This is a genomic window from Streptomyces sp. TRM49041, assembly GCF_008271805.1.
Taxonomy (GTDB): domain Bacteria; phylum Actinomycetota; class Actinomycetes; order Streptomycetales; family Streptomycetaceae; genus Streptomyces.
Genome location: NZ_VSRY01000147.1, coordinates 126,123 through 148,939, shown reverse-complemented (window position 1 = coordinate 148,939; position 22,817 = coordinate 126,123). Strand labels below are relative to the sequence as shown.

At 70.0% G+C, this 22,817-nt stretch carries 22 protein-coding genes; 14 read left to right on the top strand and 8 right to left on the bottom strand.

Annotated features, from left to right (window positions below; genetic code table 11):
* Window positions 1–286 precede the first annotated feature (286 nt).
* Both FVS66_RS21640 and FVS66_RS21635 read left to right on the top strand, forming a co-directional pair.
* Entirely contained in the window at window positions 287–1,294 is a 1,008-nt protein-coding gene (locus tag FVS66_RS21640; protein ID WP_187645643.1) for an NADP-dependent oxidoreductase, read from the top strand.
* 35 nt (window positions 1,295–1,329) lie between these two features.
* Window positions 1,330–2,064: an SDR family oxidoreductase gene (locus tag FVS66_RS21635; protein WP_262387130.1), complete on the top strand. Its 735-nt coding sequence runs from the start codon at window positions 1,330–1,332 to the stop codon at window positions 2,062–2,064.
* A gap of 334 nt (window positions 2,065–2,398) precedes the next feature.
* Here FVS66_RS21635 and FVS66_RS21630 read toward each other — a convergent pair whose 3' ends face one another.
* Window positions 2,399–3,220: an SCO6745 family protein gene (locus FVS66_RS21630; RefSeq protein WP_149182839.1), complete on the bottom strand. Its 822-nt coding sequence runs from the start codon at window positions 3,218–3,220 to the stop codon at window positions 2,399–2,401.
* Window positions 3,221–3,274: 54 nt separating this feature from the next.
* Window positions 3,275–4,105 (bottom strand): alpha/beta hydrolase, encoded by an 831-nt coding sequence (locus tag FVS66_RS21625; RefSeq protein WP_149183004.1) that lies wholly within the window; start codon window positions 4,103–4,105, stop codon window positions 3,275–3,277.
* Between the two features lie 315 nt (window positions 4,106–4,420).
* Here FVS66_RS21625 and FVS66_RS21620 point away from each other — a divergent pair, with 315 nt between their 5' ends.
* From FVS66_RS21620 to FVS66_RS21595, 6 genes are all read left to right on the top strand, one after another.
* Window positions 4,421–5,620 carry an acetyl-CoA C-acyltransferase gene (locus FVS66_RS21620; protein WP_149182838.1) on the top strand — a complete coding sequence of 400 codons (1,200 nt, stop codon included), beginning with the start codon at window positions 4,421–4,423 and terminating at the stop codon, window positions 5,618–5,620.
* The gene (locus FVS66_RS21615) at window positions 5,620–6,258 is read left to right on the top strand and encodes an HAD family phosphatase (protein ID WP_149182837.1); all 639 of its coding nucleotides are present in this window, start codon (window positions 5,620–5,622) and stop codon (window positions 6,256–6,258) included. The genes FVS66_RS21620 and FVS66_RS21615 overlap by 1 nt, the downstream gene beginning before the upstream one ends.
* A gap of 216 nt (window positions 6,259–6,474) precedes the next feature.
* Window positions 6,475–7,170, top strand: a complete 696-nt coding sequence (locus FVS66_RS21610) for a TetR/AcrR family transcriptional regulator (RefSeq protein WP_149182836.1) — start codon at window positions 6,475–6,477, stop codon at window positions 7,168–7,170.
* Window positions 7,171–7,334: 164 nt separating this feature from the next.
* A complete protein-coding gene (locus FVS66_RS21605; RefSeq protein WP_149182835.1) occupies window positions 7,335–8,153 on the top strand; it encodes an SDR family oxidoreductase in 819 nt (272 codons plus the stop codon).
* Complete coding sequence (locus FVS66_RS21600) at window positions 8,150–8,962, top strand: enoyl-CoA hydratase-related protein (protein ID WP_149182834.1); 813 nt, start codon at window positions 8,150–8,152, stop codon at window positions 8,960–8,962. Before FVS66_RS21605 ends, FVS66_RS21600 begins: the two co-directional genes overlap by 4 nt.
* Window positions 8,949–10,178 carry an acyl-CoA dehydrogenase family protein gene (locus tag FVS66_RS21595; RefSeq protein ID WP_149182833.1) on the top strand — a complete coding sequence of 410 codons (1,230 nt, stop codon included), beginning with the start codon at window positions 8,949–8,951 and terminating at the stop codon, window positions 10,176–10,178. Before FVS66_RS21600 ends, FVS66_RS21595 begins: the two co-directional genes overlap by 14 nt.
* Window positions 10,179–10,238: 60 nt before the next feature.
* On the opposite strand, the gene FVS66_RS21590 is transcribed toward FVS66_RS21595, so the two are convergent.
* From FVS66_RS21590 to FVS66_RS21575, 4 genes are all read right to left on the bottom strand, one after another.
* Window positions 10,239–11,558 carry an aldehyde dehydrogenase family protein gene (locus FVS66_RS21590; protein ID WP_149182832.1) on the bottom strand — a complete coding sequence of 440 codons (1,320 nt, stop codon included), beginning with the start codon at window positions 11,556–11,558 and terminating at the stop codon, window positions 10,239–10,241.
* 82 nt (window positions 11,559–11,640) lie between these two features.
* Window positions 11,641–12,345, bottom strand: a complete 705-nt coding sequence (locus FVS66_RS21585; RefSeq protein ID WP_149182831.1) for a type 1 glutamine amidotransferase domain-containing protein — start codon at window positions 12,343–12,345, stop codon at window positions 11,641–11,643.
* A 106-nt stretch (window positions 12,346–12,451) separates the two neighbouring features.
* On the bottom strand, window positions 12,452–13,378 hold the full coding sequence (locus FVS66_RS21580; RefSeq protein ID WP_149182830.1) for an NADP-dependent oxidoreductase: 927 nt from the start codon (window positions 13,376–13,378) through the stop codon (window positions 12,452–12,454).
* Window positions 13,379–13,479: 101 nt separating this feature from the next.
* Window positions 13,480–14,877, bottom strand: coding sequence for an MFS transporter (locus tag FVS66_RS21575; RefSeq protein ID WP_399225999.1), 1,398 nt, complete (start codon window positions 14,875–14,877; stop codon window positions 13,480–13,482).
* A 244-nt stretch (window positions 14,878–15,121) separates the two neighbouring features.
* On the opposite strand from FVS66_RS21575, the gene FVS66_RS21570 reads away from it, so the two are divergent.
* Window positions 15,122–15,586 carry a MarR family transcriptional regulator gene (locus FVS66_RS21570; protein ID WP_316248205.1) on the top strand — a complete coding sequence of 155 codons (465 nt, stop codon included), beginning with the start codon at window positions 15,122–15,124 and terminating at the stop codon, window positions 15,584–15,586.
* A gap of 192 nt (window positions 15,587–15,778) precedes the next feature.
* Here FVS66_RS21570 and FVS66_RS21565 read toward each other — a convergent pair whose 3' ends face one another.
* Together FVS66_RS21565 and FVS66_RS21560 are read right to left on the bottom strand one after the other, a co-directional pair.
* On the bottom strand, window positions 15,779–16,444 hold the full coding sequence (locus tag FVS66_RS21565) for a TetR/AcrR family transcriptional regulator (RefSeq protein WP_222946968.1): 666 nt from the start codon (window positions 16,442–16,444) through the stop codon (window positions 15,779–15,781).
* The gene (locus FVS66_RS21560) at window positions 16,441–17,736 is read right to left on the bottom strand and encodes a CdaR family transcriptional regulator (protein WP_149182828.1); all 1,296 of its coding nucleotides are present in this window, start codon (window positions 17,734–17,736) and stop codon (window positions 16,441–16,443) included. Before FVS66_RS21560 ends, FVS66_RS21565 begins: the two co-directional genes overlap by 4 nt.
* Window positions 17,737–17,924: 188 nt before the next feature.
* Between FVS66_RS21560 and FVS66_RS21555 the strand changes: the two genes are divergently transcribed.
* The 5 genes from FVS66_RS21555 to FVS66_RS21535 are packed head-to-tail and all read left to right on the top strand — an operon-like array spanning window position 17,925 to window position 22,804.
* Window positions 17,925–18,683 (top strand): ABC transporter ATP-binding protein, encoded by a 759-nt coding sequence (locus FVS66_RS21555; RefSeq protein WP_187645641.1) that lies wholly within the window; start codon window positions 17,925–17,927, stop codon window positions 18,681–18,683.
* Window positions 18,680–19,489, top strand: a complete 810-nt coding sequence (locus FVS66_RS21550) for an ABC transporter ATP-binding protein (protein ID WP_149182826.1) — start codon at window positions 18,680–18,682, stop codon at window positions 19,487–19,489. The genes FVS66_RS21555 and FVS66_RS21550 overlap by 4 nt, the downstream gene beginning before the upstream one ends.
* Window positions 19,486–20,376: a branched-chain amino acid ABC transporter permease gene (locus FVS66_RS21545; protein ID WP_262387128.1), complete on the top strand. Its 891-nt coding sequence runs from the start codon at window positions 19,486–19,488 to the stop codon at window positions 20,374–20,376. The genes FVS66_RS21550 and FVS66_RS21545 overlap by 4 nt, the downstream gene beginning before the upstream one ends.
* Entirely contained in the window at window positions 20,373–21,521 is a 1,149-nt protein-coding gene (locus tag FVS66_RS21540; protein ID WP_149182825.1) for a branched-chain amino acid ABC transporter permease, read from the top strand. Before FVS66_RS21545 ends, FVS66_RS21540 begins: the two co-directional genes overlap by 4 nt.
* Window positions 21,522–21,526: 5 nt before the next feature.
* Window positions 21,527–22,804, top strand: coding sequence for an ABC transporter substrate-binding protein (locus tag FVS66_RS21535; RefSeq protein ID WP_149182824.1), 1,278 nt, complete (start codon window positions 21,527–21,529; stop codon window positions 22,802–22,804).
* The last annotated feature ends 13 nt before the right edge of the window (window positions 22,805–22,817 follow it).

The following is a 22,817-nucleotide window of genomic DNA, read 5'->3' as shown; positions in this document are numbered from 1 at the left end:
TCGACGGGGACGTTTTCGTGTCGCCACACCGTAGGAACGTGCAGGTCAGAGGCGTATATGGCGGGACACCATAGTTCTTTGGGTGGGAGTGCGCGCGTCCACCATGTTGGCGGGGCCAGGCTCTCCGCGAGGGCTTCGACGTCGGCAGGGGCGCCGAAAGCGCGGCTCGACGACCCCGCGGACCATAGGCATCTGCACGGGGGCGGCGGCATGTGGTCAACATCACGACAGTAGACCTACCTACCGGTCGGTATGGTCGCAGGGAGCCGCGACGACAGGAGGCGCTATGTCTGCGATCAACCGCCAGATCCGTCTGGCAGCCCGCCCTATGGGCGAGGTCCAGTCCAATGACTGGGAGCACTGTGCGGGGCCGGTCGACGAGCCGGGCCCGGGCCGGTTCGCGGGCCGGACACGCGTCATCTCCCTCGACCCGGCGATGCGGGGCTGGCTGGACGACCGTCCCTCCTACCTGCCGCCGGTGGGCATCGGTGAGGTGATGCGCGCCGGATCGGTCATCGAGGTCACCACGTCCGACCACCCCGACTTCCAGCCGGGTGATCACGTGGTCGGAACGTTCGGCGTCCAGGAGTACGTGGTCTCCGACGGCAGGGGCGCCTTGAAGATCGACACCTCCCTCGCCCCGCCCTCGACGTATCTGGGTGCGCTGGGCATGCCCGGCATGACGGCCTACTTCGGCCTGCTGGACGTCGGGGCGCTGAAGGACGGCGAGACCGTCGTGGTGTCGGGGGCGGCCGGCGCGGTCGGCACCATCGCGGGTCAGATCGCGAAGGCCAAGGGCTGCCGGGTCGTGGGCATCGCCGGAGGGCCGGAGAAGTGCGCGTTGCTCACCGGCGAACTGGGATTCGACGCGGCGATCGACTACCGCGCCGAGGACGTCAGAAAGGCGCTGCGCAGGCACGCCCCCGACGGCATCGACGTCTACTTCGACAATGTGGGAGGGGACATCCTCGACGCCGCCCTGACCCGGCTGGCGATGCATGCGCGTGTCGTGGTGTGCGGTGCGATCAGTCAGTACAACAACGCCACGCCGGTCAAGGGCCCCTCGAACTACCTCTCGCTGCTGGTGCGCCGGGCCCGCATGGAGGGCTTCGTCGTCTTCGACTACGCCAAGCGCTACGCGGAGGCCGCCCAGGAGATATCCGCCTGGATCGGCGCCGGCCGTATCAAGGTCAAGGAACACGTGGTCAGGGGGACCGTGGACGACTTCCCCGAGACGTTGCAGATGCTCTTCCGCGGCGAGAACGTCGGCAAGCTCGTCCTGGAGCTGGCATGACGGCCGCCGAGAACGGGTCCGTGCTCCGGGGCAAGGTGGCGATCGTCACCGGAGGTGCCAGCGGACTGGGCCGGGCCACGGCGCTGGCGCTGGCGAAGGCGGGGGCGCGCGTCGTGGTCGCGGACCTCGACGCGGCGGGCGGTCGCGAGGTGGCCGAGATGATCGACGGCCATTTCCGTGCCTGCGACGTCTCCGACCTCGAGGCCAACCGTGCGCTGGTGGACTTCGCCCAGGAGCAGTGCGGCGGTGTCGACATCGCGTTTCTCAACGCGGGGGTGGCGACGGGATGCGGCGTCGGCGAGGACTTCGACCTGGCGCGCTACCGTCGTGCGATGGGGGCCAACCTCGACGGCGTGGTCTTCGGCACCCATGCGGTGCTTCCGGCGCTGCGGGCCCGCGGCGGAGGAGCGATCGTGGCGACCGCGTCCCTGGCGGGTCTGGCGGCGGTACCGCTGGATCCGCTGTATGGCGCCAACAAGCATGCGGTCGTGGGACTCGCACGCTCCCTGGGGCCGGCTCTCGCGCCTCACAACGTGCGCTTCAACGCCGTCTGCCCGGGGTTCGCCGAGTCGCGGATCATCGACCACCTGCGCGACATGCTCTCCGAGCAGGAAATGCCGATCATCCCGGCTGAGGTCGTGGCGGACACGGTACTGCGGATCGTCACCGGCGACGGTACCGGGGAGTGCTGGTTCATCCAGGCCGGACGCGACCCGGAGCCGTTCCGTTTCCGTCATGTGCCTGGCCCGGGCAAGCCTGTCGGCATCTGAGAATGCTCACGGCAGCCCGTGTCGGCCACGGGCTGCCGGTGTCACTGCTCGGCGTGTGGCCGCGGCGTCGGCGGCCGAACTCAACCGCACGGTCCGGGCAGCCGGGCCGTCCGGCCGAGCCCCCGGCTGCCCGACGGCAGGCCACACGCCGAGACCGCGGTCGCCACCGGTGACCACTTGGCGCCGGGTGACTGGCTGGCTTTCGGCGCCGGTCGCCACCGCTGCCCCGGCGCATCCACAGGCCGCACGGCAGCGACGACCTTTCGGCGTACCTGAGCCTTGGACGTGCCAATGACCCTGGTGTGGGAGCGTGCTTCAGCTGATAAGGGCCCGGTCAGCCGGGATTGAGAAGGCCGGCTGCGACGACGGCGCGGCCGAAGGGGCGCGCGAGTTCGGCGAGACGCTCACAGTCGGTCTCACCCAGGGCTGCGTAGGCGGGAAGGGCCAGGCGGTCGGTGCGGTCCTCGATGTGCCGGCGCAGGGCCGCGCCTTCCGGGCTGAGGGAGTCGCCGTCGAGGAGACCTCGTTTGCGCAGGCGCTCCTGGGTGCCGGCCCACTCCTCCTCGGACCAGGCACGGCTCGCCTTGAGGAAGCCGACGGGAACGTCACCGGTCGCGGCGTGCAGGATCAGGGCCTCCAAGCCCCCGACGCCCTCGCTCAGCAGGCACGCGACATGGCCGTCTCCACGGAACTCCCGCAGCAGCGTCTGGGTATGCCACAGCTGCAGTACCGGCTCTTCCGGCCAGGGCAGTGCGGCATGCGCGGCGAACAGCGGGCGCCCCTGCGGGTGTTCGCAGGCCGCCTCGGCGGCCCGGCGGGTCAGCGCCAGGACCTCGTTCAGGTCGGGCAACTCGTGGATGCCCGCCCGCCGCAGGGCTTCGCCCGCCGCGGCGTACCGCGCGTCCAGCACCTGCTGCGGTGTCGTCGCGTCCCAGGCCCCTTCGACCGCCTGCCGTACGACATCGGGGTTGAAGTTGTAGAAAGTCGAGATGACCAGCTCGGCTGATGCTCGGCCGAACGCGGCACTACGGGAGGTGAAGTACCCGGCGCGACCGCTCAGGCCCAGGTCCGCGTACCGTCGCCTTCCCTCGGGGACGAAGTAGATCATGGCGTGAACGGGCTCGAGGCGGCGCCAGGCCTCGCGCGCAGTCTTCATGCGGTCACCTCTTCGGATTCGGAGAGTCGACGAACGGGTTGTTCGCCGCGGTTGTCAGTACTCGCCGTGCGCTCGCAGGTGTTCGAGCAGCAGGCGGCTCAGCGTTTCGGGCGCCTCCTCGGGGATCCAGTGGCTGACGCCCTGGAGGGGCTCGAAGTGGTACGGTCCGCTGACCCACCGCCCGGTCTCCTGCGCTGCTGCCGGGCCGAACGCGCTGTCCCCGGTGCTCCAGACGTACAGCGTGGGCACGTCGATGACGCCGATCGCGCCGTCGGGGCGGCCGGCTCGGTACCAGTTCAGCGCCGCGGTGAGAGCGCCCGGCTGAGACAGGTGTGACACATAGGCGTCGGCACTGTCTTGTGGGACCTTTCCGGCGTAGAACTCGCGAAGCTCTTGGGCATCATGGGCGAGCATGCGCTCCTCGGTCGCGGGTGCTTCGCGCCAGTCGATCATGTAGTGGGAGCGCTTGCGCTGATCCTGGTCGGTGCGCAGGGTGGTGGCCAGAGCGCCGGGGTGCGGAGTCGAGACAACCGTCAGGGTGCGTACGCGGCCGGGGTGCGCGTGTGCGGTCCACCAGGCCACCGCGCCTCCCCAGTCATGGCCCACCAGGTCGAACGCCGCCCAGCCCAGTCCCTCGCTGATCGCGACCACGTCGTCGACGAGATGGCTGATGCGATAGTCCTCGGGCCGCCGGGGGCGGGCGCCGGGGGAGTACCCACGCTGGTCGGGTGCCACGACCCGGTAGCCGTGCGCGGCCAACGCCTCGATCTGCCGTTGCCACACCAGCCCCGTCTGCGGGAAGCCGTGCAGCAGCAGAACCGGGCGGCCCTCGGGCGGGCCCGCCGCGGTGGCGTCGAACACACCCGCGCCGGTGGAGATGCTCAGCTCGGTCACGGCCCACCCCTTCATACCGACTGGTCGGTAGCTTTCAGGCGAGGGGGCGGCCTGTCAAGCCCTGAGGGCGGGCCTGCCCTGATTGAACATGACGCCGAATTCAACTATAACGGAGCCGGAGGTCGGCTCCCGTCACCCCTGCATGGCTCATGTCATCGGTCAGCGGAGCGAGCGGTCAATGAGCAGTCACAGCACCTCAGTTGACGTTCGGCACCACCTCCCGGCATCGAGCCCGGCTCACGGAGCTCGGAATGCCGGCTCCGAAGCTCCCGGGCGAACCGGACCGACAGGAAGCAGTGAGGCGACATGAGGGAAGCAGTCATCGTTTCGACGGCGCGGACGCCGATCGGAAAGGCCTACCGCGGGGCGTTCAACGACACCCAGGCGCAGGAACTCGCCGCCCATGCCCTCTCCCACGCGGTGCAGCGCGCCGGACTCGAGGGAGGAGAGGTCGAGGACGTCGTCTTCGGCTGTGCCGCGCAGCAGGGGTCGGCCGGTTTCAACGTCGCGCGCCAGGCCGTTCTCCGTGCCGGACTGCCGGACACCGTGTCGGGGATGGCGATCGACCGGCAGTGCTCGTCGGGCCTGATGGCCATTGCGACGGCCGCCAAGCAGATCATCACGGACGGCATGCAGGTCGCTGTCGGCGGCGGTGTCGAGTCGATCTCCCTGGTGCAGAACGACCACATGAACACCCACCGCATGACCGATCCCTGGCTCGTCGAGCACAAGCCGGGCATCTACCTGCCGATGCTGCAGACGGCGGAGATCGTCGCCGAACGCTACGGCGTGAGCCGGGAACGGCAGGACGAGTTCGCCCTGGTGTCACAGCAGCGCACCGCGGCGGCCCAGGAGGCCGGCCGGTTCGACCGGGAGATCGTCCCGCTCACCAGCGTCAAGAAGGTCCTCGACAAGCAGTCCGGAGAGGTGCGGGACGAAGAGGTCACGCTGACCCGGGACGAGGGCAACCGCCCCTCCACGACGATCGAGGGCCTGGCCGGGTTGGCTCCGGTGCTGCCCGACGGTCAGGTGAGCGCGCACTCCAGCGTGACGGCGGGCAACTCCTCGCAGTTGTCGGACGGGGCGTCGGCGTCGGTGCTTATGGAGTCGAAGGAGGCCGAGCGCCGCGGCCTGGAACCGCTCGGCGTCTACCGGGGTATGACCGTGGCCGGTTGCGCGCCGGAGGAGATGGGCATCGGCCCGGTGTTCGCCATTCCGAAGCTGCTGAAGCAGCACAACCTCTCCATCGACGACATCGGCCTGTGGGAACTCAACGAGGCATTCGCCTCGCAGGCGCTGTACTGCCGCGACGAACTGCACATCGACCCGGAGCGGTTCAACGTCGACGGGGGCGCGATCTCGGTCGGCCACCCGTACGGAATGACCGGGGCCCGCCTGGTGGGGCATGCCCTCATCGAGGGCAAGCGCCGAGGCGTCCGGTACGTGGTGATCTCGATGTGCGTCGGCGGCGGCATGGGCGCCGCCGGACTGTTCGAGGTCGCCTGATGGACCCGGAAAGGGAGAAGGACCGAACCGCGGTCCTGGTGGACTTCGGCGGGGTCATCACCTCCAGTGTGCTGCGGGCTTTCACCGACTTCGGCGCCTCGCTCGGCGGCGACCCGCGCCTGCCGCTGGACCTCCTCGCCAGGGACCAGCCCTCACGCACCCTCCTCGCCGACCACGAGTGCGGCCGTATCGACGCCGAAGCCTTCGAGCGAGGCTTCGCCGAGCGTCTCCGCGCCCACGGCGCCGACGTACCGGCCGAGGGCCTCACGGCCCGGATGCAAGCGGGCATGTCGATCGACCAGGACATGCTCACGCTGGTCGGCGAGCTTCGAGCCGCCGGTCGTCCCGTCGCGCTGGTGTCCAATTCGTTCGGCACCGGGACTTACGACGGCGTCGACCTCGCCGCGGTCGCCGATGTCGTCGTCATCTCCTCCGAGGTGGGGATCCGCAAGCCTTCCCGGCGGATCTACGCGATCGCGTGTGAACGCCTCGGCGTCGGCCCCGAGGAGGCGGTCATGGTCGACGATCTGCGGCAGAACCTCGACGGAGCAGCGCGGATCGGAATCGGGGGAGTGCTGCACACCAGTGCCGCCGACACCCGCCGCCAACTCGCCGAACGCTTCCGTATCAGCACCTGACCGATCGACGCATCGGGCGCGGCGAGGGCGGGGCCCGCACCGACACCCGCTCACACCCCCGGAAGGCACCGCTCATGGCCGGCGCCTTCGATCCGGTGTGCCGCCACGCGTCCGCCGTTCCGGACAACATCGCCCTGCGCCACCAGGACATCGACCGGCCCCGCCTGCCCCCTGGGGTTTGTGACTATGGCGTCGGATTCAAGTAAAGTGCCGGGGATGGACACCACCGCGCCCGAGGAGATCGGCGGCGAGAAGGCGCCGCCCGTGGCGCCCTTCTCGCAACTTCGCGAGCCGCCCTCGACGCAGCGCGGGGCGCGGACGCGGGCCGCTTTGGTGAAGGCCGCGCGGAAGGTGTTCGAACGGGACGGCTACCTCGACACCCGCCTGACCGACATCACCAAAGAGGCTCGATGCGCGGCGGGATCCTTCTACACCTACTTCGCCAACAAGGAAGAGGTGCTCGCCGCCGTCCTCCTGGAGGCGCAGGAGGACATGATGCACCCCGGCATGGGCCGGGTGCAGGACACCGACGATCCCTATTCGGTGCTCGAGGCGAGCAATCGCGCCTATCTCGCGGCGTACCAGCGGAACGCGAAGCTGATGGGGCTGCTTGAGCAGGTCGCCCAGGTGGAGCCGGAGTTCCGTGAGTTCCGGAGGCGGCGCGGGGAGGCGTTCATCCGCCGGAACGCCCGAGGCATCGCCGAACTGCAGGCGCGGGGTGTCGCAGACCGTGAAGTCGATCCGGTGATGGCGTCCCGTGCACTGTCGGGGATGGTCAGCGTCATGGCCTACAACGCCTTCGTGCTCGGTGAAGGGCAGGAAGAAGAAGGTACGCCGGTGGACTTCGAGGATCTCGTGTCCACGGTGACCCGGCTCTGGGCGAACGCCCTGCGGTTCCCCGGCCACCGCTGAACCGCCTGCCTCCATGACACCCGGTACCGCCGGGTGTCTTTTCCTTTTCTCGTCTGCCTCATGGACGTGACAACCAAGGGCTGCGGCGGGCCAGCTATTGAAGTTGACGCCAGATTCAATTATACAGAGTGAGGGAAGACCGTCCCGGTACGGAGGGGTCCGCTGTGAACATTGCACAAAGAGTCGCCATCGTCACCGGTGGGGGTGGCGGCATCGGCAGCGCGCTGGTCGCACGGCTCGCTCGCGAGGGTGCCCGGGTCGTGGTCGCAGACCTCGACCCGGAGGTCGCGCGGGCGGTGTCGGAGACGGTCAACGCCGACCATCCGGGAAGCACCGTCAACGCCGGCGCTGACGCGTCGGACACGGACCGGATCCAGGAGCTGATCGACCTGGCCGAGAGCACGTTCGGCCCGGTCGACCTCTACTTCGCGAACGCGGGCGTCCCCGGGGCACCTGGCCTCGACGCGAGCGAACAGGACTGGGACCTCTCGATCGTCGTGAACCTGCGAGCTCACATCCGTGCGGCGACGCTGCTGGTACCGCGATGGCTCGAACGCGGGGAAGGCTACTTCGTCAGCACCGCCTCGGCAGCCGGGCTGCTCACCCAGATCGGCTCCGCAACGTACGCCGTCACCAAGCACGCGGCCGTCGCCTTCGCCGAATGGCTGAGCGTCACCTACGGCGATCGCGGGATCCAGGTCAGCTGTCTGTGTCCGATGGGGGTCAACACCAGGATGCTGACCTCCGGGGAGGACTCCGGGGACGCGCTGGGGAGAGCGGCGACGCGGGCCGTCACGTCCGCAGGCGACGTCCTGGAGCCGACCGAAGTCGCCGACGCCGTCCTCGCCGCGATCGAGGACGAGCGCTTCCTGATCCTCCCGCATGAAGACGTTCTCGAGATGTACCGGCACAAGGGCTCGGACTACGACCGGTGGCTGCGCGGAATGCGCCGCTACCAGAGCTCCCTGCTGGCCCAGGCATGACCGGCGCGCCGGGCGAACTCGTCCTCGCCGAACACCGAGGGCCGGTGCTGGTGCTCACGTTCAACCGGCCCGCCAAGCTGAATGCCTGGACCGACGAGCTCGAGGACCGCTATTTCGCGCTGCTCGACACCGCCGAAGACGACCCGGACATACGTGCCGTCGTGGTCACCGGCGCGGGACGCGGATTCTGCGCCGGAGCCGACCTGCGACGGCTGCAGGCAATCGGCAAGGCCTCCGAGGCGGACAGGGCACGGCGCCGTCCGCGGGACATGCCGCTGTCCCTGCGCAAACCGCTGATCGGAGCGATCAACGGGGTGGCCGCCGGCCTGGGCATGGTGGAGGCGCTCTACTGCGACATTCGCTTCGGCTCACCCTCGGCCCGGTTCACCACGGCATTCGCGCAACGCGGGCTGATCGCGGAGTACGGGATCTCGTGGCTGTTGCCCCGGCTGGTGGGGCACAGCCGGGCAACGGACCTGTTGCTGTCGAGTCGCATGGTGGATGCCGAGGAGGCCTTCCGCATCGGACTCCTCGACCACCTGGTCCCCACCGGCAGCGTGGTGGATGCCGCTGTCACGTATGCCGCCGATCTGGCGAGGCACTGCTCCCCGCTATCGATGGCCACCATCAAGAGCCAACTGAGCAACGACGCGGACGGCACCTACGCCGATTCCGTGACCCGGGCCGAGGGCCTCATGCTCCAGGCCTTCCGCGGGTCCGACGTCGTCGAAGGCGTGGCCAGTCACCTGGACAAGCGCCCACCCGACTTTCCCTCCCTACCCGTCAGGAGTTCGGATGTCCCTGTTTGAGATGTCGGACCGCGCCAAGAAGTACCGGGCGGATCTGCTCGAGTTCATGGGTGCGCACATCTATCCCGCCGAGGCGGTGTACCACGAGCAGATGCGCGCGTCGGGCGACCCGCACTTCCACCCGCCGATCCTCGAGGAGCTCAAGGCGGAGGCGCGGAGGCGCGGACTGTGGAACCTGTTCCACCCGCACCCGGAGTGGGGCCCCGGTCTGACGAACCTCGAGTACGCGCCGCTGGCGGAGATCATGGGCCGCAGTCACATCGCCTCCGAGGCGTGCAACTGCAACGCTCCCGACACCGGAAACATGGAGGTGCTCACGCTGTTCGGCAGCGACGAGCACAAGGAGAAGTACCTCAAGCCCCTGCTCGACGGGACGATGGCCTCGGCGTTCGCGATGACCGAGCCGCGTGTCGCCAGTTCCGACGCCACCAACATCGAGCTGCGGATGGAGCGCGACGGCGACGAGTACGTGCTCAACGGCCGCAAGTGGTTCGCCTCGAACGCGATGCACAAGAACTGCAAGGTGCTCATCGTCATGGGCAAGACCGACCCCACGGCGGTCCCACATCGCCAGCAGTCGATGATGGTCGTACCGATCGAGGCCCCCGGGGTCACCGTGGTCCGGAACCTCCCGGTGTTCGGGTACGCGGATCGCGAGGGCCATGCGGAGATCATCTTCGAGAATGTCCGGGTGCCGGCCAAGGACGTGCTCAAGGGCGAGGGTGAGGGTTTCGCGATCAGCCAGGCCCGGCTCGGTCCCGGTCGTATCCACCATTGCATGCGGGCCATCGGCGCGGCCGAGCGGGCGCTGGAACTGATGTGTCGGCGCGCACAGTCACGGGTGACTTTCGGCAGTCCGGTCGCCGAACGGTCCAACATCCAGGACTGGATCGCGGAAGCGCGCATCGACATCGAGATGATCCGCCTGCTCACGCTCAAGGCCGCGTATCTCATGGACACGGTCGGCAACAAGGAAGCGCGCACCGAGATCGCGGCCATCAAGGTGGCCGCCCCGAACATCGCGTTGAAGATCGTCGACCGCGCGATTCAGGTGCATGGGGGAGCGGGCGTGACCGACGACTTCCCCTTGGCGATGATGTACGCGCATCTGCGGACGTTGCGGCTGGCTGACGGTCCCGACGAGGTGCACAAGCGGGCCATCGCCAAGCAGGAACTGCGGCAGTACCGCGACGCGGCGACGGCGGCGGTGAGCTGAGATGGCAGGACTCGATCTCACCGGTCGCACCGCCGTCGTCACCGGGGCCGCTGGGGTGGATCAGCTGAGAGGCGTGGCGAGGACGGCTTTGCGGTGGCTGAAGGTCTCGATGGAGTAGCGGCCGTGGTAGCTGCCCATGCCGCTTTCCCCGACGCCGCCGAACGGCAGGTCGGAGATGGTGAGATGGGCCAGCGGCAGGCCGAACCCGAGGCCGCCGGAGGAGGTTTCGGCGGCGAGCCGCTCCCGGGTGGCGTCGGAGTCGGTGAACGCATACAGGGCCAGCGGCTTGTCGCGGTCGTTGATGAAGTCGATGGCCTCGTCGAGCCCGGCCACCTCGACGATCGGGAGGATGGGGCCGAAGATCTCCTCCTGCATGACAGGCGCGTCCGGTGACACCTGGGCCAGGACGGTCGGCGCGATGTACTTCGTCTCGCGGTCGTGCGCGCCGCCGGTGACCTGACGGCCGGCGTCGAGGAGAGCGGTCAGCCGGTCGAAGTGGCGTTCGTTGACGATACGGCCGTACTCCGGAGAAGCGGCGGGGTCGGTCCCGTACAGCCCCTCGACCGCCTTGGCCAGGGCGGCTTCCAGAGCGCGTGCGGTCTCGGGGTCGGTGAGGACGTAGTCGGGCGCGACGCAGGTCTGCCCGGCGTTGAGGAACTTCCCGGCCGCGAGGCGGGCGGCTGCGGTGTCCAGGTCCGTGCCGCGGTCCACGAACACCGGGGACTTGCCGCCCAGTTCGAGAGTGACGGGCGTGAGGTGCCGGGCGGCCGCGGCCATCACGACGCGGCCGACCGTGCCGTTGCCGGTATAGAGGATGTGGTCGAAGCGCTGCTCGAGCAGGGCGGTGGTCTCCGGGACCCCGCCTTCGACCACCGCGACCGCGTCGGTGTCGAGATACTGCGGTACGAGGCGGGCGAGGGCGGCGGAGGTGGCCGGGGCCAGTTCGCTGGGCTTGGCGACCACCGCGTTGCCCGCCGCCAGGGCACCGGCCACCGGGGCCAGCAGCAGCTGCGCCGGGTAGTTCCACGGGGCGATGACCAGTACGACGCCCAGGGGGTCGTACTGCGTCCAGGCACTCGCCTCCCCGATGAACGCGGGGACGGGGGCCTGTTCGGGCCGCAGCCACCCGTCGAGATGCTCCAGGGTGTGGTCGATCTCGCGTATGACGAAGTCGATCTCCGTGCGGTAAGCCTCGGTGGAGCTCTTTCCCAAGTCGGCGCGGAGCGCCGCGGCGAATGTCTCCCCCTGCTCGGTGAGCAGGGTACGCATCCGGTGCAGCTGCTCGGTGCGCCAGGCCACGGGCTTGGTCTTGCCGGCGCGGAAGGTGGCGCGCAGCCGGGCGACGAGCTCGGCGGGCTGCGCGGGCGCGGGGTTGTTCATGGTTCCCTCACAGGTGCGGTACGGGGACGGGGGTTTGTCGTCACGCCGCGGGGCAGCCCGGGCGTCGGCGTCGGCAGGGGGATCAGCCGCGGTTCAGGGTGTCGATGAGGTTCCGGGCGAGCTGCGCCGAGGAGGCGGGGTTCTGACCGGTGAGCAGATTGCGGTCCGCCACGACGTGCTCGCTGAACGGCGCCGCGGCCTGGAAGTCGGCCCCCAGTTCCACCAGACGGTCCTGGAGCAGCCACTCGGCCTTGTCGGCGAAGCCGGCCGCGCTCTCCTCGGTGTTGGTGAAGCCGGTCATGCGGTAACCGGCGAACGGCCAGCTCCCGTCCTCGCGCCGGGCGGCGAGCAGGGCCGCTGGGGCGTGGCACAGCACCGCGAGCGGCTTGCCGGAGTCCAGCGCCGTGGTGAGCAGGCGGCCGGAGGCGGCGTCCACGGCGAGGTCCTCCATGGGGCCGTGGCCACCGGGGTAGAGGACGGCGGCGTACGCGTCGAGGTCGACCTCTTCGAGCTTGACAGGGTTCTCCAGGTCGGCGCGGATGGAAGCCAGGTACGCGGCGATGGCATCGGCCTGCTCCTCGCCGCCGGTGGCCGCGGCAGCGAGGCTGACGGCGTCGACGGTCGGAGCCACGCCGCCGGGTGTGGCGATGGTGACATCGAACCCGGCCTCGCGGAACAGCCGGTGGGGTGTGGCGAGTTCCTCGGCCCAGTAGCCGGTGGGGTGCAGGGTGCCGTCGGCGAGCGTCCAGTGGTCGGCGCCGGTGACGACGAACAGAACTGCGGTCACAACTGTCTCCTTCAAAGTGCGCGTGGGTCGTGCGGTGGTGGGGGGTGTCCGGCGGGGTGCCGGTGCCGGTGCCGGTGCCGGTGGCGGTGCGGCGGCGAGCGGTGGCTCAGGCGACGGCGATGATGATCTTGCCTCGGGTGTGGCCCTCGCGGTTGAGGCGCTGGGCGTCGGCGGCCTGTTCGAGGGGGAACACGGCGGCCACGTCCACCCGCAGCTCTCCGCGCTCGGCGAGTTCGGTGAGAGCCTCCAGGTCCCGGGCGTCGGGTCGCACGAAGACGTACCCGCCACCGAGGCCGAGCACGGCGCCGTCCACAGCCGAGGCCAGGCGGCCGCCCTCGGCAAGCAGCCCTGGCGAGACCTTCAGGGCGTCCCCGCCGACGAGGTCGAGGACGGCGTCCACGCCCTGCGGCGCGAGGGCGTGGACCCGGTCGGTGAGACCCTCGCCGTAGGCGACCGGCTCCGCTCCCAGACCTCGCAGGTAGGCGTGGTTGTACTCGCCGGCGGTGCCGATGACCCGGGCGCCGAGCGACCTTGCGATCTGTACGGCCAGGGAGCCGACGCCACCCGCCGCGGCGTGCACCAGCACGGTGTCGCCGGCCCGCACCCGCAGGGATCGTGTCAGTGCCTGGTATGCGGTGAGGCCGGCCAGCGGAAGGCCGGCAGCTTCCTCGATGGAGAGGCCGGCGGGCTTGCGGGCGAGCGTACGGATCGGGGCGGCGACGTACTCGGCGAAGGTCCCGCGGGACACGAAGTCCTCACGGACGTAGCCGATCACCTCGTCTCCTGGAGCGAACTCGGTGACCCCGGCGCCGGTCTGCTCGACGACGCCCGCCATGTCCCAGCCGGGGATGACGGGGAAGACGGCGTCCATCACGGCGTCCAGGTGCCCCGCCTGGATCTTCCAGTCGACCGGGTTGACGGAGGCGGCCTTCACGCGGACCAGCACGGTGTCCACGCCGAGCTTCGGGTTCGGCACATCGCCGTACTCCAGGACCTCCGGGCCGCCGTAGGTGCGGTAGGTGATGGCTTTCATGGTGGCAACTCCTTGGTGCAGTGGTGCGGTGGTGCGGTGGTGCGGTGGTGCGGTGGTGCGGTGGTGCGGTGGTGCGGTGGTGCAGATCGCGGTGGGGCTCGTCAGGCAGCGGTAGTGGCAGCGACCGGCTCCGTGACGGACAGGCGTTCCGTACGGGGTGCCTGTTGTCCCCGCTTGAGGCCGACCAGCGAGAGGGCCAGGACGAAGGCGAAGGCGACACCGGCAAGGGTGAAGCTCAGGGTGAACTGGCTCTCGGCGGGCAGCGGGGGCACTCCGGCCGGAAGGTTCTCGATGGTTCGGGAGGCGAGCAGTGAGGTGATCAGCGCGCTGCCGATCGAGCTGCCGACGGACCGGGAGATGGAATTGATGCCGTTGGCGATGCCGGTCTGGTGGGGTGGCACCCCCGCGACGATGAGGGCGGGCATCGCGGCGTACCCGAGGCTGATGGCTGTTCCGACAGCCATGCCGGCGCCGATGACCGAGGGGGTCGAGGAGTGTGCGGCGGCCAGCCACGCGAAGCCGACGATGCCCGTCGTCGCACCGAGGGCGAGGGTGAGGCGTGGTCCGAACCTGCGGATCAGCAGGCCACCGAACTGGGAGGCGACGAGGGACGCGATCGTGCTGGGCAGCAGGTATTCGACGGAGGCGCGGAGAACGGAGGCGCCGAAGCCGTAGCCTGCGACGTCCCTCGGTACCTGCGCCAGGAAGGAGACACCGAGGAATTGGGCGAACATCCCGAATCCCACGAAGAGGCCCGCGAGATTGCTGAGGAGCACCGGGCGGTGGAGGAACATCCTCATGTCGACCATGGGTTCGCGGACGCGGCTCTCGGTGAAGCTCCAGACGCCTGCCATGAGGACCGCTCCGCTGAAGCTGCCCAGCGTACGGGCGGATGTCCAGCCCCACTCGTGACCCTGGGAGATCGGCAGCAGCAGGAGAACCAGGAAGAGGCCGAGGGTGAGGGCGCCGAGTATGTCGGTGCGTCCGCCGGTCTTACTGCGGCTCGCCGGAACGAAGAGGACGACGGCGAGCAGGGTGACCACCGCGAGGCCGGTGGCCAGCCAGAAGACCCGGTGGTAGTCGGCGTTCTCGCCGCGGGTCAGCAGGCCGGTGGTGACCAGTGCGAAACCGCTGCCGAACGCCAGGGTGCCGCTGACCAGCGCCATCGCTCCCGGCAGACGGCGGGCAGGGACCTCCTCGCGGAGCACCGACAGAGCGAGCGGAAAGATCGCGGTGGCGGCGCCCTGCAACACACGGCCGACGATCAGCCAGAGCAGCGAGTCGGTCGTGGCGGCCAGGACGGAGCCGACGATCATCAGCGCCAGCACGCCGATGAGGGTCGGTTTCTTGCCGTGCTGGTCGCCGAAGCGGCCGAGCAGCGGGGTGAAGACGGCTGCCGAGAGCAGGGTCGCGGTGGTGACCCAGCTGACCTCGGCGGAGCTGGCGCCGAGGCTGCTCTGGATCAGGCCGAGGATCGGCACCACCAGTGTCTGCATCATCGACACGATCATCGCGGCGAGGCTCAGGGCAAGGACGACTGCGGTTTCGGCTCGGTGTCGGCCATGCGGCGGAGCCAGGGGATGTGACACGGGTGCTTTCTCCGGTGCGGGGCGGGGTGTTGTGGCGGGAACACGACGGGGGACTGGTCGACGATTAGATGCTTGATGCAGCCAAGCAATGATGGAGACGGTAGACCTAAATGGTTGAGGAAGTCAAACGTTGAGCTTCGCCTAGACTTGAGGCATGGCCCACACTCCCGCCCCGCCCGCCGACGGCTCCGCCGCGCAGGACAGCGACCCTGCCCACGACGCACTCATGGAGCGCTTGGCACGCGCTGCTGCCGGTTACTACCGGGATCTGACAGCGGCGGCCGCAATGCATGGGCTCACCATGACGCAGGCCAAGATGCTCATCCTGCTTCGGCAACCGCTGCCCATGCGCGCCCTCGCAGGGCGGCTCGCCTGCGACGCCTCCAACATCACCGGAATCGTCGACCGGCTGGAGGCGCGTGGACTGGTCTCCAGACACGCCGACGCCGCCGACCGGCGGATCAAGAACGTGGTCGCCACCGAAGAGGGACGGGAGGCGGTCCGCCTCATCCGCGCCGATATGCGGGCCACCTCGGCAGCCTTTGCGCGTCTGGACGAGGAGGGTCGCCGCAGTCTCTACGAGCTACTGGGGCGCCTCCACCCCGAGGAGACAACCTGATCGCGGCCGGGGTGCCAACCGCTGCATGTCACTTCGCAGGCATGCGGCGGTTCGCCGGTCCGGACTCCCCGGGCTCCTCCTCCGTGGGGCGCGGCAGCCCGGGCGTGCAGCGTGGTTCCGTCCACTCCTTGAGCGCCGCAGCAACGGCGCGCACACCCTCGTGAGGCCCCACCGAGCCATGCGCCGCGCGTTTCAGTCAGGCGGTGCCGTCAGATGGATCAGGATGCCGCACACCTCGTCCACGATTTCCATGGCCTCCGTCTCGTCCCCGCAGTCGGCCAGCTCGCGCGCCGCCCCGCTGATCACAGTGGTGAGCACTCTCACCCGAACCCTGCCGGCACGACGCTTCTCGTCCACCTCCAGGAGCCGGGCGTTGCGCCGTACCCACGCGCGGTCCCACTGGCGGCGCAGCGCGTCGAAGCCCGCGGGGCCGTCATCATCCGCGAGGATCCTGCCCAGCCGCCGGTTGTCCCAGGCGCCCTCCAGGTATGCCCTGGCTCCCGCCACGAAGAGGGCGATGGGGTCGTCCACGCCGCGGCCGCGCTCGGCGCTGAGCGTGGCCGCGGTGCGGCGCTCCTGTTCCTCCCGGAACTCCTCCCAAAGGGCGAGGTAGAGCCCTCGCTTTCCGCCGTAGTGCTGGAAGAGGCTGCCCACCGGGATGCCGGAGCGCGCCGCGATCTCGGTGAGGCCGGCGTCGGTGTACCCGCGCTCGGCGAACACCTCCAGCGCGGCGTCCAGCAGCGCACTCCGGACGGTTCGGTTCCGCCCGGTGGGTGCCCCCGGCAGGCCCATGCCCTCCCGCTCGTCCGCCGGCCGATGTGCCGCCTCGGTCCCGGCAGACTCCACGATGCCGCTCACTGGCGACCCTCACCTTCCCCGGCCCCGTCGCGGATGGCGAGGGCGACCAGAAGTTCCAGGAGGTCGGCGATCCGGCGCGGATTGCGCCCGGTGCGCTCCTCGATCCGGCGCAACCGGTAGTGCGCCGTGTTGTGGTGTATCCGCAGCCGGTCGGCGGTCAGCCGCAGGTTGAGGTCGGCCTCCGCGAAGGCCCGGATGGTGATCGCCAGCGTGTCGCCACGTCTGCGGTCCTCCTCCAGCAGCGCACGCACACGGGGATCGACCAGCTGGCGGGCGAGATCGTCGGCGCGCAGCGCCATGTAGTCGAAGGGGGACAGGCGCGGCAGTGCCGCCACCCCGCCCCCGCTCGGCACGAGGTCGAGAGCGGCCCGTGCCTCCTGGTAGGCGCGCGGCAGTTCGCCGGCACCCTCGGCGACTGTGCTGATGCCCATGGCGAGCATGGTTCCCGCCCGCGCGAGCCGCCGCTGGACGGCCTCGAAGTGGGCACAGATGTCCTCCGCGTCCATGCCGGTGCGGACCACGGGCACGGCCACCACCTCGCCGTGGCGCACGACGACCAGGGTCCGGCCGGCCCAGGGCCCGGCGACGCTGATGGACGCGCTGGTCGCGTAGCCGTGCTCGGCGGAGGTGAGGTCGCCGGTGCGAGTGTCGTCGACGCACACCGCCACGACCGCCATCATCGGCGAGTGCGGTCCGATGCCGTATGCCTGCGCCGCGGCGAGCAGCGGACCGCGCGTCGGTGCCGCTCCGGCCAGGAGCTGGTCCAGGAGATCCCGGCGTTCCCGGTCCGCGTCGGCGACCACGTGCTGTTTGTACTCGACATAGGCCTGTGCGGCATGGGTGCTGGCGTAGTCCACGTAGCGCATCAGTGGTGTGACGAGGGACAGCGCGGCCTGCTGCGCCTCGGCGGACGCGCCCGCGCAGTCCAGCAGCGCGTCCCACAGCACCTGTCGGCCGACCCGGAAGGCACTGATCCAGTCCTCGAGGGCGAATCCCGCGCGTGCTCTGCGCATGGCTGCCGCGCGGCTGAAGAGCAGGTCCTCCGGCGCGATGTCGCGGTCCCCGGCCAGCGCCGCCAGCTGCATCCGGTAGTGCTCGAGCACCTGCTCCCGTACGTCGTCGAAGAACCGCTCGTCCTGCAGCGCGTATGACGGGATCTCTGTGCGCATCACCGCGACGGCGGCCTGCGCCACCTCCTCCAGCCGGTCCTGGACCGCGAGCAGGATGCGGTGCCGCTCCCGGCTGAGCGGGGCGGTGAGTGCGGGGGCGCCGAGTGCGGGTCCGCGTGGCATGGCGTCGATCGTCGCTGCACTCCTCGTGTCCCGTCAACAGGCTCGGCGGGCGACATACCGGGGGAGCTGGGCGTGGCGCACAAGTCGGTGGCCGCGAAGTTGGGTGCTCACACCCAATGTGCGCCCGGAACGCGCCCACCTACTGTGGCGCTCGCTCACCCCCCAGCACCTCGGAAGGGGCGTCACTCATGCTCGCGGTCGACGGTATCAGCGTGCGCTTCGGCGGGATCACGGCACTGGACGGTGTCGCGTTCACCGTCGAGCCGGGCACCGCCGTGGGGCTCATCGGACCGAATGGAGCCGGCAAGACCACCTTGTTCAACTGCCTCACCAGGCGCTGTACCCCCGATGCGGGAACGGTGCGGTTCGACGGTGAGGACCTGCTCGCCCTCCCGCCGCACTCCGTGGCCGGGCGTGGCATCGCCCGCACCTTCCAGAACCTGGGCCTGTTCCCGCGGCTCACAGTCCGGGAGAACGTCATGGTCGGCGCCCACAATCGGGGGCGCACCGGACACCTCGCCGCGGCGCTCCGGCTGCCCCGTGTCCGGCGAGAGGAGAGGGAACTGCGTGGCCAGGCGGACGACTTGCTACGGCGGCTCGGCCTGGCGGACGTCGCCGACCACCCCGCCTCCGGTCTGCCGTTCGGCACGCTCAAACGCGTCGAACTCGCCCGGGCGCTCGCGGTACGGCCCCGGCTGCTGCTGCTCGACGAACCCGTCAACGGGCTCAGCCACGGCGAGGTCGGCCAATTCGCGGATCTGGTCCGGTCGGTGCGCGAGGACTTCGACCTGACGCTCGTGGTGGTCGAACACCACATGGGGTTCGTGATGGGCCTCTGCGACAAGGTCGTGTGTCTCGACTTCGGGCGCAAGATCGCCGAAGGCTCGCCGGAGGAGATCCAGCGCGACCCGGCGGTCGTCGAGGCGTATCTGGGGGTGGCGGCATGACGGAACCCGCCATCGACAGCACCGAGGCCGGGCAGCCGAATGCGGAGCCGGACTTCCTGAAGGTCGCCGGCCTGCATGCCGGATACGGCCAGGCCCGGGTACTCCAGGGGCTCGACTTCTGCGTCGCCCGCGGCGAGGTGTGCGCGATCCTCGGCCCCAACGGCGCGGGCAAGACAACCACTCTGCGGGCGCTGTGCGGCGTGGTCCGCGGCCGTGGCTCGATCACCCTGAACGGTACGGAGCTGCTGGGCCGCTCGCCCGAGCAGACCGCCCGTCTCGGTGTGGCGCACGTACCCGAGGGCCGGGGCACCTTCAACGACCTGACCGTCGAGGAGAACCTGCGCATCGGCGCCCACCTGCGCACCGGTCTGCTCCTGCGGGCCCGTGCCGAGCGCGCGGCCGTGGCGGCCGACCTGGAGCGGATCTACGGCTACTTCCCCAGGCTGCGCCAGCGGTCCCGCCAGGCCGCCGGCAGCCTCAGCGGCGGCGAACAGCAGATGCTCGCCATCGGCAGGGCGCTGATGCTGCGGCCCTCGCTGCTGCTCCTGGACGAGCCGTCCCTGGGGCTCGCCCCGCTGGTCACCCGCGAACTGTTCGGAATCGTCCGTGCCGTCAACGAGGAGGAACGCACCACCGTGGTCGTCGTAGAGCAGAACGCCCAACTCGCGCTGGACATCGCGCACCGGGCGCACGTACTGGAGGCCGGCCGCCTGGTGCTGTCCGGGCCGGCCCGGCAGATCCGCGAGGACGGGCAGGTCGCCGAGGTCTACCTCGGGATCGCCGTCGGCTCAGGAGAGGGCGGGTGAGCGCCGTGACCGAACTGCTCCAGCAAGTGGTGGAAGGGGTCGGCTCCGGCGCGGTCTATGCCAGCCTGGCGCTGGCCCTGGTGCTGATCCACCGGTTCACCGGGATCGTCAACTTCGCGCAGGGTGAGCTCGCCATGATCTCCACGTACGTGGCGTGGCAGCTCGTGGCGTCCGGGATGTCGTTCTGGCTCGCGCTGCCGGTCACCCTGGCGGTGTCCTTCGCCGGAGGCATGCTGATCGAACGGATCGTCATCCGCCCCGTGCAGAAGGCGCCCGAACTGACGATGGTCATCGTCACGGTCGGCCTGTTCATCTTCGTCAACGCGCTGGCCGGTCTGATCTGGTCGTTCACGGTGAAGGACTTCCCGCAGCCGTTCCCCGACGGCGGGATCGACCTGGCCGGGGTGCGCGTGGACTGGTCGAGCCTCGGGATCATCGGGGTGGTGGCCGTCGTGATGGGCCTGCTGTATGTGCTGTTCCAGCACACGTCCATCGGCCTGGTGATGCGGGCAGTCGCGTCCAACCCCGCCTCCGCCCGGCTGTCGGGCATCAGGGTCGGCCGGGTGCTGATGCTCGGCTGGGGGCTGGCCGCGACAGTCGGCGCGGTGTCGGGCGTGCTCGTCGCCCCGCTGCTGTTCCTGGAGCCCAACATGATGGGCGGTGTACTGATCTACGCGTTCGCCGCGGCCACCCTCGGAGGCTTCGACAGCCCGGTCGGCGCGGTCGTCGGTGGCCTGTTCGTGGGCGTCGCCGAGACGCTGACCGGGGCGTACGTGGACGTCATAGGCGCCGATCTCAAGGTGGGCGTCCCGCTGGTGATCATCCTGGCGGTGCTGCTGGTACGGCCCCAGGGCCTGTTCGGACGGGCGGCGGTGGAGCGCGCATGAGCACGATCACCGCGACACTCCGCACCGACCGCGCCCGGCGCCTGCGGGCCGCGCTCACCGCGCTGCTCGCCGCGGGCGTCGCCGTCGGCGCCCCGTTCTACTTCGCCCCCTTCCAGGTCTTCCAGCTCACCATGGTTCTCCTGTACGCCGTGGCGCTGGCGGGACTCAACCTACTGGTCGGCTTCGGCGGGCAGATCTCCCTCGGCCACGGTGCGTTCTTCGCGGCAGGGGCCTACACGGCGGCGGTCATGCTCGACCGCTACGACACCGGCCACCTGGCCACGCTGCCGGTCGCGGCCGCCGCGGGCTTCCTGCTGGGACTGGGGTTCGGAGTACCGGCGCTGCGGCTGCGCGGCCTGTACCTGGCCCTGGTCACCCTCGCGTTCGCGGTGTTCCTGCCGCCCCTGCTCAAACGGCTCGAACCGGTGACGGGCGGCTCCATGGGCCTGACCGTGGACAAGCTGCAGCCGCCCGTGTGGAGCGGGCTGGCCGAGGACCAGTGGCTGTACTTCGCCGTCCTCGCCGTCACCGCGACGGCCCTGCTGCTCGCCCGCAACCTGTTGCGCTCTCGCGTCGGCCGGGCCCTGCTCGCCGTGCGGGACAACGAGAGCGCCGCCGAGGTCATGGGTGTGCGGCTGTCGCTGCACAAGACCCTCGCCTTCGCGTGGAGCGCGATGTTCGCGGGTGTCGCCGGATGTCTGTACACCTGGGTGATCGGCTTCGTCTCGCCCGACTCCTTCAGCTTCGTGCTGTCGATCACGCTGCTGGCCGGCCTGGTGGTCGGAGGGCTCGGCTCGCTGTACGGACCGCTGCTGGGCGCGGCGTTCGTGATGTACGTGCCGAGCGTCTCCCAGGACGTCAGCGAGGCGGCACCCGGTGTGGTGTTCGGCCTGCTGATCATCGCCGTGATGTACGTGGCCCCCACGGGCCTGGCCGGTCTGCCGGGCCGGGTTCGGGCCGCTGTCACCCGTCGCCCGCCCCGCCCCGCAGCCGCCCTCGACCCGACGCCCGAGACCGGATCCGCGCCGGACGCGGAGCCGGATTCCCAGGCAGCGTCCGAACCCTCCGCGACGGACACCACCGCGGACCCCGCAGTTGCCGACGCCGAACCCGTGGGCGCACCGCCCCGCACGGAAAAGGAATGAACCCCATGCGCAAGACCACCGCTCTGCGGGCGGCAGCGGCCGCCACCGCCGCCCTGCTCACCGCGACCGCCTGCAGCAGCCAGCGAGGGCAGGACTCCCAGGACAGCGCCGCCGACGGCGCGTGCAAGGGTCAGCAGACCACCGGCATCACCGACAAGACCATCAAGCTGGGCGGGATCTACCCGCTGTCGGGACCCGCCTCCGCCTACGGCACGATCAGCAAGGGCGTGACCGCCTACTTCGGCCACGTCAACGACAACGGCGGCATAGACGGCCGTACGGTGGAGTTCATCGTCCGCGACGACGGCTACCAGCCGCCCAAGGCGGTCGAGGAGGCCCGCAGACTGGTCGAGCGGGAGAAGGTCTTCGCCGTGTTCCAGAGCCTCGGCACTCCGTCCACGGCAGCCGTCTGGGACTACCTCGACAAGCAGAAGGTGCCGCAGCCCTTCGTCGCCACGGGCGCCTCCCTCTGGGGCACCGACGACAAGCATCCCTGGACCATCGGCTGGCAGCCCAACTACGTGTCCGAGGCGCGGGTGTACGCCAAGTACCTCAAGGACGAGAAGCCGAAGGCCGAGGTCGCGGTCCTCTTCCAGAACGACGACTTCGGCAAGGACCTGCTCGGCGGATTCAAGGAGGCCGTCGCCGGCAGCGGCATCAAGGTGGTCGCCGAGGAGAGCTACGAGGTCACCGACCCCTCCGTCTCGGCGCAGATGACGAGCCTCGCCCGGTCCGAGGCGGATGTGCTGCTCAACATCACCACGCCGAAGTTCGGCAGCCAGGCCCTCGCCGCCGACGCCAAGAACACCAAGTGGAACCCGCTGCACATCGTCAACAACGTGTCCTCGTCCGCCACGGTGCTCAAGCCCGTCGGGTTCAAGAACGTCCAGGGCGTGGTGTCGGCGACCTACTTCAAGGACCCCGCCGACCCGCAGTGGGCCGACGACGCGGAGATGAAGACGTACCAGGACGCGCTGCGCAAGTACGCGCCCGACTCCGACCCGGCCAACCAGTTCAACGCCTACGGCTGGGCCGCAGCCTCCAGCCTGCACAAGGCCCTGGACACGATGAAGTGCCCGACCAGGGAAGGGCTGCGGGACTCGGTGCGCAACCTCAAGGACGTCAAGGTCGACATGCTGCTGCCCGGTGTCACCCTCGCCACCGGGCCCGATGACGCCTTCCCGATCGAGACGATGCAGCTGATGCGGTTCAAGGGCGAGCGGTGGCAGCTGTTCGGCAAGCCGGTGGACACCCGCAAGGAGTTCGGTCCACTGGCGAAATGAGCCGGCGGGGGCG